This window comes from Rhodohalobacter sp. 8-1 (genome assembly GCF_038150125.1).
Taxonomy (GTDB): Bacteria; Bacteroidota; Rhodothermia; order Balneolales; family Balneolaceae; genus SW132.
The window spans coordinates 146568-159329 of sequence record NZ_JBBVMF010000005.1; the positions used below are offsets into that span (position 1 = coordinate 146568).

General features: G+C 42.9%; 10 protein-coding genes. 8 read left to right on the top strand and 2 right to left on the bottom strand.

Annotated features, from left to right (window positions below; genetic code table 11):
* Positions 1 to 132 precede the first annotated feature (132 nt).
* Positions 133 to 1362 (bottom strand): hypothetical protein, encoded by a 1230-nt coding sequence (locus AABW11_RS06625; protein ID WP_340104009.1) that lies wholly within the window; start codon positions 1360 to 1362, stop codon positions 133 to 135.
* A 590-nt stretch (positions 1363 to 1952) separates the two neighbouring features.
* Complete coding sequence (locus AABW11_RS06630; RefSeq protein WP_340104010.1) at positions 1953 to 3416, bottom strand: DEAD/DEAH box helicase; 1464 nt, start codon at positions 3414 to 3416, stop codon at positions 1953 to 1955.
* 788 nt (positions 3417 to 4204) lie between these two features.
* Between AABW11_RS06630 and AABW11_RS06635 the strand changes: the two genes are divergently transcribed.
* From AABW11_RS06635 to AABW11_RS06670, 8 genes are all read left to right on the top strand, one after another.
* The gene (locus AABW11_RS06635) at positions 4205 to 5134 is read left to right on the top strand and encodes a CsgE family curli-type amyloid fiber assembly protein (RefSeq protein WP_340104011.1); all 930 of its coding nucleotides are present in this window, start codon (positions 4205 to 4207) and stop codon (positions 5132 to 5134) included.
* Positions 5135 to 5542: 408 nt separating this feature from the next.
* The gene (locus tag AABW11_RS06640; RefSeq protein WP_340104012.1) at positions 5543 to 6544 is read left to right on the top strand and encodes a hypothetical protein; all 1002 of its coding nucleotides are present in this window, start codon (positions 5543 to 5545) and stop codon (positions 6542 to 6544) included.
* A 197-nt stretch (positions 6545 to 6741) separates the two neighbouring features.
* Positions 6742 to 7638, top strand: coding sequence for a hypothetical protein (locus AABW11_RS06645; RefSeq protein WP_340104013.1), 897 nt, complete (start codon positions 6742 to 6744; stop codon positions 7636 to 7638).
* Positions 7639 to 7736: 98 nt separating this feature from the next.
* Entirely contained in the window at positions 7737 to 8300 is a 564-nt protein-coding gene (locus AABW11_RS06650; protein WP_340104014.1) for a hypothetical protein, read from the top strand.
* A 461-nt stretch (positions 8301 to 8761) separates the two neighbouring features.
* The gene (locus tag AABW11_RS06655) at positions 8762 to 9622 is read left to right on the top strand and encodes a CsgE family curli-type amyloid fiber assembly protein (protein WP_340104015.1); all 861 of its coding nucleotides are present in this window, start codon (positions 8762 to 8764) and stop codon (positions 9620 to 9622) included.
* Positions 9623 to 9973: 351 nt separating this feature from the next.
* The gene (locus tag AABW11_RS06660; protein ID WP_340104016.1) at positions 9974 to 10879 is read left to right on the top strand and encodes a hypothetical protein; all 906 of its coding nucleotides are present in this window, start codon (positions 9974 to 9976) and stop codon (positions 10877 to 10879) included.
* Positions 10880 to 10966: 87 nt separating this feature from the next.
* On the top strand, positions 10967 to 12007 hold the full coding sequence (locus AABW11_RS06665) for a hypothetical protein (protein ID WP_340104017.1): 1041 nt from the start codon (positions 10967 to 10969) through the stop codon (positions 12005 to 12007).
* A 192-nt stretch (positions 12008 to 12199) separates the two neighbouring features.
* On the top strand, positions 12200 to 12760 hold the full coding sequence (locus tag AABW11_RS06670; RefSeq protein WP_340104018.1) for a hypothetical protein: 561 nt from the start codon (positions 12200 to 12202) through the stop codon (positions 12758 to 12760).
* Positions 12761 to 12762 lie beyond the last annotated feature (2 nt).

Below are 12762 nucleotides of genomic sequence, written 5' to 3' on the forward strand. Positions count from 1 at the left end.
TAATTATGAAGGCGATATGAACGAGATTTGCTTAAGTTAAACTAAATGTGCCAATTAGCTTATACGTACGATAGGATAAAGGCCTATCGAATAGTGTGTAATCAATCCGACCCATTATTTTTATACTCCGAATTACTGACCAAAAATCCGTACTCCAGCCGTAAACCCAATCCAAACCCGAACGTCGCGGCTAGCCCGGGTAGCCTCAGAAATGGAGTACCAGGTGTAGTCGCTGTTTCCCGGTTGTTTGGAGACCTGAAGGTTGGCGGTCGGTCCAATGTAAAGCGCGGTTTTTGGTGTGATGTTTTTTCCCAGCAGGTATTTATAGCTTAGGATTGCGTTGGGCGTGCTGCTCCACGACCCATCAAAAATTCGCTGAAACGTAAAGTCATGGGTCGAGAAGTAATCTCTTAGTTTTGGCTGGTTCCATGCATCATCGAGTGTTCGGTAGGATCCGATCGACCAGCTTAAAGACCAAACGTCACGATTACCAATGAGCGGGTTAAACCCGATGGATACTTTATTGTATACCGGGTTTGTACCCAGAGTGAGACCCAAATGTGTAAAACCGCCATCTGAAAACCAAAGGTCCAGGTTCTTACGTCCGTTGCCATAATAGCTGACAATCCCTACAGGAACACCTTCAAATTCGCGGGCAAGATTAACTAACCCAATTTGAATACCCTGCCCTTGGTCAGCTACGTTTGCAATGCCAGCAAACTGAATGCCCTGGAAGTCCCGGCTTATGTTAATGATTCCCGCCCCGCCGATTCCCTGGAACTCACTTGATATGTTAGTGATTCCACTCATGACAATTCCCTGGGTTGACCTGCCGGAGATATTTGTAATCCCGGAAAAGAGGAGACCCTGTGCATCATCAGCAGTTGCATTGAAAATCCCGGCAAACTGTATGCCTTGCATATCGCTGCCAGACAAGTTTCCGATTCCCGCAAATTGAAGCCCCTGCATGTCGCGGGCAATGTTCATCAAGCCGGCCGCCTGCATGCCCTGCATGTCAGCGGAGCTGATGTTTCCAAACCCGGCAAACTGCATTCCCTGCATACCGCTGCCGGAAACATTTCCCATGCCGGAGATTTGAATTCCTTGCTGATGACCTGAGGAAAGATTGCCAGCACCCGCCAGCTGGATGCCGTTCATTTCGCCGCCTGATGCATTTAAAAGCCCGATCTGCAGACCTCGTGAAAAATACCTGTTGATGTTGACAAGGCCAAGCTCGTAGCCGTCGAGTCCGCCATGGTAACCGGCCAGCAAATTCAGTGAATATTTTGCATTGTATCGAGGCGCATCAATGCCATTCGTGCTTAGGCCGGGCACGAGTGTAATCCGAACTTTTCTGTACATAAGGTCATCTTCTGCATTTGTACCCGATTGCGATTGAGCAAAGCTGACAGAAGATGTAAAGATGAGGAGGAGGACTAAAACGCTGAGAGATTTATTGAACATCAGGATGGAATTGAGGTTAAAATTCTCGACTGATATACGGTATGACCAGCGAAAGGTTATTGGGACTACATGAAAGTTCGTAAGAACATGTAACAATCCATTGAACAGTCTCATCAACCCAGATGATTCATTCAGAAAGTAATACCAGTCATTAAATAGAACAAAACATGTTGCTTTTTCAGATTCTTTGCCCTGGGCATCCCTCACGGGGCGTAAAACGGAAAACCACCGTTTGATTTCCCCAGGGACTGGCAGAATGACAATGATTCAGCTGGGGCGCAGAGAGGGATCTGCAAAAGCAATGCACAATATTTTAGAAAATTTTGAATATGTTCTATGTGCTTATCCACATATTTTTCCATCCATCTACAAACTTCGGGTAGAGTCGGTTCTATAAAGATAGACTGGTAATTTGATAATTAATAAACACAAAAAAAGCGGAGCCGGCATTCCGCCAGCTCCGCTTTTAATTTAATTGAAAACGTCAGTTACCTGCGTTTACGATTTTTCTTGCCCTTGCCTTTTTTCTGCTTGAAATGCGAATAAAAAGGCTGGTCTTCCTCGTTTTTGCGCTGTTTCTTTGGCCTGCCACGATCTGTTCCTGATACCGGTCGCGACGGTTGTGCGGCTTGCCCGTTATCGCTGTTCGAATTTACCAATGGCTTTTTCGTCATCTTCAGCAGAGCGGCTGCAACTTCGATAGGTGTGAATTTGTCGGAAGCAAGAGATTCGACCTGCTCTATGTAGGGTCGCAAGCCTCCTGCTTCAAGTGTTTGTAAGACTTCATCGCGGAATGCATCCATCAATGAATCTTCCACATCTTTAATAGACGGAAGTGCAATTGTTTTAAGCTTGATCTTGAGGTTGTTCTCGATATATCGCAGATTTTTGTTTTTTCTGCCTGATGAGAATGTGTAAGCAACACCATCACGGCCGGCACGACCGGTTCGGCCAATCCGGTGAACGTAGTACTCGGGATCCTGCGGAACATCGTAGTTAAATACAACATCCACATCGTCTACATCCAGTCCGCGGGCAGCCACATCTGTAGCGATCAGCACTTCAATTTTACCGGTCCGGAATTTATCCATCACTTTATCACGGACATTCTGGCTCATATCGCCATGAAGCGCGTCACTTGAGTAGCCTCGGGACTGCATCTCGCCGACCAGTGAATCACATTTGCGTTTCGTGTTGCAAAATATGAGAGCGAGTTTATAATCGTTGATGTCGAGCAGGCGGCAGATACCTTCTGTTCGCATCGAGTCGCGGGCTTCAACAATAAACTGTTCAATCCCATCAGCGGCCGGCGCTTTGCCTTCTACCTTAATCATCTCAGGATTGGTAAAGAACTTGTTCATAATCCGCTTAATATCTTTCGACATCGTTGCGGAGAACATGATGGTTTGTTTGGGAGCATCTTCTGAAGAAAATCCCAGGATCGTTTCAATATCGTCCCGAAATCCCATATTCAGCATTTCATCGGCCTCATCAAGAATAACCATCTTGAGATGCTTCAGCTGCAACGTGCCCCGTTTCAGGTGGTCAATCACACGTCCGGGAGTTCCAACCACAATTTGAGTTCCTGATTTAATCTGTTTGATCTGCCGTGAAATCGGCTGACCGCCATATACAGGTGTAATTTTAACGCCGTTCATATGCTCGGCGAGTTTAATAAATTCGCCGGTGACCTGTACGGCAAGCTCCCGGGTCGGGCACATAACAATGGCCTGTACAGTTTTCGATTGAGGGTCAATCCGCTCCAGGACCGGAATGGCGAAAGCGGCTGTTTTCCCGGTTCCTGTTTGTGCTTGTCCGGCAACATCGCGGCCTGACATAATAATGGGTATTGCAGCTGCCTGAATTTTAGTGGCGGCTTCAAATCCCATGCCTGAGATTGCATTTAAAATAGGTGCACTGATTCCAAGATCAGTAAATGGTGTAGTGTTCACGTTCTGTAAATTTTTTGAGAATTAATTAACTGCTCGGCATTAACTGCAGGCAGGAAGACCATTCGATTTTCGGGTATGGTCGTTTCCCTTATATGGTTGCCTGAACTATACTCTCTTACTATTTAGCAGGGAAAGGATGCGAGCAATAATCATCTGAAGGGAATGTCCGTTGGATTTCAACGGGTAAATAACGAATTAATTTTTTAAGATACGGATTAAATCCGGATAGTTTAATCATGTTGAAAATAAATGAATGAGAATCATTCCATTGGCTGAACTTCTAAACAACATTAAAAAAGCGTTTTTTTGAGAAGTGCTGTAAGTAATTTTGAATTATATCAGGACAGTTATCAGGGCTGGGTTAATTTTAGTAAATATTAGAATTAAAATGTTGTGCGTGGATTTTGGTTTTTGATAATTCGGTTTAGTGAATAAATTATCTCGTAAGACATTGATTTATAATAGTATTGCAGATGATAAATTTCATTCTGAGTCAGCTACGGCCGCGTGTGCTGAAGATGAGTTAAAAATTTATAATTACATTGAGGGATGATTAATATGGAACCATATCTAAATATTAATCCATTGCATAACAATGCATTAGTTGCGCTCTCCAATAATTATTCCAGTGTAAATAAGGGTTTTACCAGTTTTGACAATTTAGTTTAGAATTCCTTAATTACCCGAAGCTAATAGTGGGAGCGGTTCCAAATTAAATTCAGGCATCACAGCTGCTTCTATTTAGCAAAAAAATGGCTTTTAGGTTCGTTATAAAAGAGAAAAAATAAATGAGTGACTATATGCGCACGCTGGCAGTTTTTAAACTGCCCGCCTTATTGGGAGGTATATTTTTACTGGTTACCGGCTCTTCTCTGAATAATTTTTCAGGGGACATTGCTGATTGTGATGAGGCATACCCTGTTTACACAATACAGCCGGGCGATAAGCTCTACGAAATCGGCATCCGGTACGGAGACTTTCGATTCTGGGAGGCTATCTATATTCTCAATGCAGACCTTATTGACGATCCGGATCTCATTTATGCCGGCCAGCAACTCGAGATTCCCCGAAGAGTTCACTCCTTTAAACATTCCGCCGAAACGCCCGAAGCAGTTCTTAGCAATCCTTTCTGTGATATAGAAAAGCTGCCTGTGGCATCCGTTGATGAGTCGAAGATAAGTCTTTACAGTCTGGAATATCTTAAAACAGAAGAGTACAAATCTATGGTCAATAACTTCGCAGCACAAAATGCACGAGCTGACTCAATGGAAAACGAGGATGATAAGCTAGCTGAATTTCGCAAAGTATTTAATGCGGTAATGGAAAGGCAGGATGATACGGCAACTACCGGGAATGATGAAATAGGTGATACGCTCAGCAACAGGGATGCCATTCAGCGACAGTCAGAACGCCGGATCATGATAGAAATCGACGGGATGGTACTGGATGAAACCCGGTCAAAGATAGGGCGTGATTTTTACGATGTATTTTACTCCGGGTGGCAATCGCCTGAAGGTGCCAGTAATTTTTCCATACGAATTGCAGAACAGCCGAGCCCATCGCTGGGAACTATTATTTACGTAGAGGTGAATGACACGGAAACATTCCGGATGAGACTGCAGCCGCGATACGATTTTATTCAGCAGGCCGGCCGATATGCGGTGAGGCAAACATACAGCTACCTGCAAAACAACGATCACCAATTGCAGATTTATTGAATGGACGAAATAGTCTCCCCTAAAAAGGGGAGAAACAGAGGGGTGTGTATGAAGTTTTAAACGTGTTGTTTAAACATCCCCCTGAATCCCACTTTGATAAGGGGGACTTTTCAAATTGAAATTTTTAAGAATAAGTCAAAAAGACATGTAAACAAGAACTTACAGATGAGATAAAAAAGCGCAAAGCAACGATGCGGGGCCTTACGATAAATCGTAAGGAGGCGGACAACCTAATCCACAACGCTGCTTTGCTAACCCGCAAAATAAACAATTGAGAGTTAGCAATCTACACCTGCGCTTTTTTCATCTCCTGTTATCAATCTCACACACAAGCGTGAGTCAATTCACTGCTGAATCATTCAGCTTGGGAATTGTTCATAAACCATAAATAAAACATAGGATACAACGATGAAAAAGCTAACAACACTACTCGTCATGCTGCTCTTTACGGCAGGAATGGCGATTGGGCAGAGTAATACATCTACTGTTACACAAAATGATGGCAGTAATAGTGCGACTGTAAATCAGGTTGGGGCTAACAATACCAATGATTTATTACAATCCACTGGTAACTCTTATACCCTTAATCAAACTGGTAATTCAAACCTTTCAAATTTACGCCAGGTTGCGAATGGTGGTAATACTGCCACTGTAGATCAGGTTGGTAACAGAAATACAATGAGTCGTTCAGGTGGAGCTCTTCAGGGAACAGACAATTACCTGGATGTATTACAAAACGGGAATGATAATTATATCTCATTGTATCAGGATTTTAAAGATCACATCGCAAATATTGTTCAGATGAGCAATCAAAATGACGCATTCGTAAAGCAGGATGCTGGTGGAGGATCAACAGCGGATCTATATCAAAATGGTGTAAATAACAGCGTAGATATTAATCAGGATGGGTCAGGCTACCACTATGTTTATTTTGATCAAATTGGTAATAATAACATTGGTGAAACGAGACAGGTTGGTGTAGATAATTACATTGAAGTTGAGCAAAATGGCAACTCTAACGTAGCTACAGTTGATCAAACGGTTGATGATAATACCTTCTGGTTAACTCAAAATGGAAGTGGAAACGCTGTTGGCGAAGCCGGAAATGCTTTTCAACAAGATGGAAGCAACAACCGTTTTGTAGGTGTTCGTGGAAATAATAATAATATAGTATTACGTACAGATCTTTCAGCTCTTCAAACAGGTGGAGCAACGTTAGATCCCCTGAGTGAGCAAATTGGTAACGACCATACTATTGGACTTTATCAGGGAGCTAATGATGTTGCTCTGATTCAGCAGTTTGGCGGTGATAATAATACTGCACTTCTCTTTCAAGATGGTGGTGGTCACTCATCGGATATCGTTCAGAATGGAAGTAATAACACAACTCATATTAACCAGAGACAGTAAAGGTTAATACTGAAGTATAAATTTTAGTTCACTTCGCATCAGTTTATTAATTACTGTAAGGCGAAGTGAACACTTTTATTTCCGATTGGCAATACGGAAAAAGCAATTTCCAAATTAATACAGTCTGTCTGATTATGTAGCCCATGGTAGGGTTGTATGATTTACTACTAAAAGCTAACAATCAAATTATTTAAATAATGAAGAATATATTCACGTTAATCGCTGCGATGATTCTCACTATGGGGATAGCACATGCCCAAAACAGTGTAGAAAACATTCAAAATGGTAACCAAAATGATGTTATTATCAACCAAATAGGTAATAATGACGCATTCATTTGGCAAGGTGATGGATTTACTTTCTACCCGGCTGCTGATGAGGAAGGAACTGCGACAAATAATTCAGTAATTATTGATCAAACAGGTAGCTCCTTGCTTTATGTGGGGCAGGGAATAAACGAAGGGGCATCTGTTAATTCCGAGATAATTGTCTCTCAAAACGGAAATAGTTATGCAGACATATTCCAGGGTGTTTTGAGAGATGCTGAAAATGCTTATGCAAATGTATCACAAGACGGTTCAAATAATACTGCCTCTGTGAGACAAGCTCAGGCAGGTTTTGTGTATGACGTAGATGCAGCAATTTCCCAAAATGGATCCGGAAATTATGTTTCTATTTTACAGGGATTTGGTGGAAATTCAACCTCTGAAGATAATTCGGCAAGTGTAACTCAGGAAGGAAATAACAATGCATCGACAACGATACTGCAAGGTTCCAATGTTGCCGCGGCTGGACCGGGCTCAGGTGCAGGAACAGCAGAAGGCAATACGTCAAATATTCTCATAATTGGAAATAGTAATGGTACTAATGGCGGAGTACGGATTAATCAGGGGATTAACGGGGGAACTGCGCTAAATAACATAGGATATATTCTGCAGGAAGGTAACTTTAATAATTCTATTATAAACCAAGGTGTAGGCAATGGCATGCAGTCTATTGGAAGTGAAGCCAATACATTTCAATACTCAAACAATAATATGTCTACTGTAAATCAAAATGGGGAGAATAATCTGGCAAATGTAACTCAAGACTAAATTAGTATTAATAGTCCGGGATAATAGCCCGGGCTATAAATATTGTTGTAAAAATATTGTAGGTTACCAATAATGTGATTGAAGAGGTTACTTTTTTTATGAAAAAATTAATTACAGCAACACTATTACTATTGTCTGGATTGGGTAATCTATCCGCCCAAAACCCATCCGAAGTCTTCATTCAACAGGCAAACGTAGAGCATAACGAGGCAGTACTACAGTTTACCGGTGATTTTACCACGGCTTTTTCTAATCAAACGGGTCTGGAGTCGTTTGACCAATACGACAGCGACACCAACGTGGCCATTGTGAACCAGTTTGGCGATAATAATATCTCCACGCTGATTCAGAACGGCATCGGTAATATGGCGCGGTTTAATATTTTCGGAAATAGCAACACAACAGGTCTGGAGCAGGATGGATCGGGCAACCAGTTTATTCTGAATCTTGAGGGGAGCAACAACCTGATCGAGGGAGCCCAGGTTGGGACAGAAAACCAGGTGCGTATAGATTTAACCGGCAGCGGCTTTCCAAATCAAACGTTTTCCCAAACAGGTAGCAACCTGTCGCTCCAGTTTTTCGATAACGGCACCGGCGTCGGAGTTCCTTTGCAGATCGAACAGACCGGAAACGGCGGGTCAGTCATCATTGAAAACTACTAGCCTGTATTGATTCGCTTTCTCCGCAGGTCATATGAAGCGGGGCAGATTCTCTATCTTTCTCTCTCTTTCTTTTCTTTTATCTATCTTCAGATTCCATCTTTGCTGTCACTTTAGACAATCTCATCTCTGTAGCAGCACGGTCCGTTGCTATTCCACTGTTTTGTATTTACAGCCTATCCACCTCCTTTAACTTTTAAATTTCAATCAGTTAGGAAAGCCTAACCGATGCAATTGACGGTCATCACTCATCGGGTTTTAATGTTTTTAATTCAATGGTAGTCAATGGTTTAAAGGTATTATAAAATATTTAAGAGTCCTACCATAAAGAATCCCTAATTTTGAGGTATGAGGAAATCTCCATTACTTCTAAGCGAATCAAATGAACACGGTTCAACTGGTAATATAAAGTTGGACTGTACAGTAAATATGATGTTCGGGTTAAAAGAGAAAAGAATATGCAGATGTCAATTAATAAAATAGTACATATAGCACTTTTTACAATACTGCTGGGAAGCTCTGTCGCAACTACTGCAGATCCTGATGAGGCGATCTCCCACTGCAGTGATCAGGACATTATACATACCGTCAAGGATGGAGACAGCCTGTACGACATCAGCAAGCGGTTTGGAAGTACGCTTTTCTGGGAGTCGCTTTACGTTGCAAATGCAGATATTGTTAATAACCCGGACATGATATACCCTGGCCAAAAGATTAAGGTGCCGTTCAATGTGGCTAATTACCGGGGAAGTGAGATTGAGCTGGACCAGGTCGTTCAAAATCCGTTTTGCAGAATTTCAGAATTGCCCTATCGAGAGGTTGAAGAGAAATATTTATCTCAATACACGGTTCCCTTTTTAGAGTCCGTAGCAAACACAGAGAGAAGCAGAGACAGAAAAGACCTGGAGAGAAAAGCACAGAGAGAAAGTGTGGCAGATGCAGTCGGTGAAAAAACCGGCGCAGAGACAAATCAAGCAGAGCAAAATAACAGAGGAACGATTCAGAGAGAATCAGAGAGACAACTTATGATCGAGATAGACGGTATGGTACACGATGATACACGCTCCAAAGTGGGCCGTGATTTCTATAACGTGTTCTATAGCTACTGGCAGTCGCCGGAAAATGCCCATAACTTCAACATCCGCGTATCTGAGCAGCCGAGCCCAAACCTTGGCACAACCATTTACGTGACGGTGAATTATACCGAGACATTTAGAATGCGGCTGCAACCGCGCTATGAAATGATCGAGGAGGCGGGCAAATATGCGGTGCGCCAGACGTTCGCATACTTACAAAATAACTATCAAGAGACCATCATCTACTAATATGAGAGAGATGAATAAAACAGATAAAATCAACACTGAAGCAAATGTGCGTGGGGACTCTCTTGGCAGGTGTGTCATCCATTTTGAAGCAAATGAATTAAAAACAGAATTTAAACTAAGACCTTACATGAGGTAAGAAAGGAGCTATAAAAGCGCAAAGCAACGCTGCGGAACCTTATCGAGAAACCGGTAAGGGGTGACCACCACAACGCTGCCTTGCAGTCAGAAATATACACTTTTCTGTCTGGCAAGCAAATCGGCGCTTTTTCACTCCTGTAACAATAGATCCGGACTTGGGTTTACCCGAGCCGGAACGCAATGTACAATCAAAAACAAACACAGGATAAACCAATGAAAAAGTTAAGTACACTCACATTAGGACTGCTCTTCGCGGCAGGTTCAGCTTTCGCACAAAGCAACGATGCAACGGTTGATCAATCTGGAGACTATAATACATCGACAGTTGATCAGTCTGGTAATGGTAATGAAACACTTATTAATCAAGTAGTTGATGCAGGTGTTTCAGACCCAGTTAAATTCAATGAAGCTACTGTTGAACAGACAGGCAGTGAAAATTTTGCTGACATTGATCAGCGAAACAGAGGCCAGCATTCATCACGTGGTCTTTTTAATGATGCCGATTTAATACAGGATGGAACTTTGAACTATGCAATTATTGATCAGGCCGGAATAGGGCGTGGAAACGATGTGAAACTGTCTCAGCTTGGCATTGAAAACCGTGCTGAAGTGTCACAAAGACAAGGTGGAAGACTCTCTGGGTATGGCTCTGAGTCAAGAGCGGTTCAAAGTGGAGAACGTAATGAACTGTATTTAACTATGGGCAATTTTAATGATGCAGGAATTACTCAGGATGGCAACGATAACTATGCTGATATTTCTCAATTAAGCTTTAGCAACGATTATGTGGAGCTTAAGCAAACAGGAGACGAGAACGAAGTTCTTCTGAATCAAAGTGGTGGAACCGCTGACGTGCAGCAGATTGGAGTTGGCGGAAATATTCTGAATGGTTTGGCCGGTATCGGAAGCTATGCAAGTCAGTCAGGCGGCGCCAGCATGACTATCGTGCAAAATGGACTGAGCAATGAACTGTTTGTTGGCCAAAACGGGGCAAGTACAGTTACTGTAACACAGTCAGGCGATATGAACACAGGTTCTGTGGATCAGTCAGGCGCCCATAGCGGTACTTTGACTCAAACAGGAAGCCTAAACTCCGGTTCAATCACACAAAGTAATTAATTTTTAAAACTAACGATTCCTGTGCGGCCTGACCGCCGCCAGGTTTTTCTTTCGAATACAGTGATAAACCGAATCAATAGTAAAACAATGAAGACTTTAATATCAGCAATTAGCCTAATGTTACTTTCAGCGGGATTGGCAGTAGCACAGGATAACAGTGCAGCGTCTGTCCAGAAAGGGACGGGAAACGAGGTGATTGTTTCTCAAACTGGATCTGACAATGAGGCCGCTTCGGACCAGGACGGAACTGACAACTATGTGATCATGAACCAGAAAGGGGCAGGAAATCTCGCAGATATCACACAAATCAATTTTGCCGGCTTTCAACGGGATCATGAAGCAATTATTAATCAGCAAGGCTCAGGGAATGAAGTTGATTCACGGCAGCAGGGAGGATTTCAGGATCTGTTGATTTCACAGACAGGTGAGGATAACTATGCAGTTACGGTTCAAATCTCATCATCAAATAGTTACGAGATTTCTCAGGAAGGAAATAGAAACAACGCAGATGTCCGCAACCACAATCTGCGAAATGATGATGAAGTGACGGTCAATCAGCTTGGCGATGAAAACTCCATAACCGTTCGCCAGCGTGGCAATGGGTCGGATTACAGCGCATCTGCTCGTCAGGGTGGAAACGGAAACAGCGGCACCATCACACAAGAAGACGGCAGCAGTAATTCAGCCGGATTTTGGATTTCGGGAGATGATAATTCGACTGCCCAGGAGCAGGTTGGATCAGGAAACCGGCAGCGTGCTGAAATCACGGGAGAAAGTAATACATATTCAGTGAACCAGACAGGTGAGAGTAACAGGCTTTACATCAACTCGCGCGGAACAGGGGCCGGTGGAAACAGCAGCCGGTCGAATAGTTCAGAGTTTACCGCAGAACAGGTTGGCTCAGGGAACCTTGCATCAGGGTCGATGGGCGGTTTTGGAAATGATTTCTCGCTGTTTCAGGTAGGAGATGATAACCTTGTATCTGGCGGAGCGGGTCTTTGGGATGCATCCGGATTTACAATTGAAGGTGATGGAAACACCGTCACAATTTCGCAAATGAGCGACGGCAATTCGGCCACGCTGAGTATTTCAGGGAATAGCAACAGTTCTGTTATCTCGCAAGATTAGGTTTAAGGAAAAAGACATAGATAACATGAGCTTAAGTTTGAATAAAATACGCTTGATAGGTGAGAGGATAAACCAACAGACTGCATCTTAAGACAGTAATGATAGAAAGTTAATAGGAGTGAACAGGTGACGGTGACCGAGAGCAGATAAATCACCTGAACGTTAGAGAATAAATTAACAATAGGAGTGACAATGAAACGATTACTTTTACTATTAATAATAGCGCTGGCCGGATTTTACCGAGTTGATGCCCAAACCTCTAAAAATCCGGGAGAGGTATTTATTCAGCAGGCATCATTTGATCATAATGACGCTGTTAAACAGTTTACAGGTGATTTTGTCACAATGTTTGAAATGGATTTTGATGCATTTGCCGAAAGCGGCGAGAATTCAAACACGGCAATTGTTAACCAATACGGAAATAATAACACGACCGGTATCACACAAAATGGCTGGGGAAATAAGGCACTCGTCAATCTGTTGGGAGACAATAATACGACCGGTCTTCTGCAGCAGGGATCAGATAACCAGTTTATTCTTAACCTTGAGGGGAATGATAACACGCTGACCGGTACGCAGCAGGGATCGCAAAATAAGCTGCGGATGGATCTTATTGGGTCGGGCACCAATCAAACCTTTACTCAGATGGGTAATAATCTCACGATCGAGCTGATTGATAACGGTACCGGTGGTGTACCCCTTCAGATTGAACAAAGGGGAGATGGCGCTTCTGTTACGGTTGAAAATTACTGATT

Bases quoted from the DNA above. Each gene is read 5' to 3' on its own strand.
- AABW11_RS06665 (WP_340104017.1), top strand. From the start codon at position 10,967: ATGAAGACTTTAATATCAGCAATTAGCCTAATGTTACTTTCAGCGGGA.
- AABW11_RS06640 (WP_340104012.1), top strand. From the start codon at position 5,543: ATGAAAAAGCTAACAACACTACTCGTCATGCTGCTCTTTACGGCAGGA.
- AABW11_RS06670 (WP_340104018.1), top strand. From the start codon at position 12,200: ATGAAACGATTACTTTTACTATTAATAATAGCGCTGGCCGGATTTTAC.
- AABW11_RS06660 (WP_340104016.1), top strand. From the start codon at position 9,974: ATGAAAAAGTTAAGTACACTCACATTAGGACTGCTCTTCGCGGCAGGT.
- AABW11_RS06645 (WP_340104013.1), top strand. From the start codon at position 6,742: ATGAAGAATATATTCACGTTAATCGCTGCGATGATTCTCACTATGGGG.
- AABW11_RS06635 (WP_340104011.1), top strand. From the start codon at position 4,205: ATGAGTGACTATATGCGCACGCTGGCAGTTTTTAAACTGCCCGCCTTA.
- AABW11_RS06625 (WP_340104009.1), bottom strand. From the start codon at position 1,362: ATGTACAGAAAAGTTCGGATTACACTCGTGCCCGGCCTAAGCACGAAT.
- AABW11_RS06650 (WP_340104014.1), top strand. From the start codon at position 7,737: ATGAAAAAATTAATTACAGCAACACTATTACTATTGTCTGGATTGGGT.
- AABW11_RS06655 (WP_340104015.1), top strand. From the start codon at position 8,762: ATGTCAATTAATAAAATAGTACATATAGCACTTTTTACAATACTGCTG.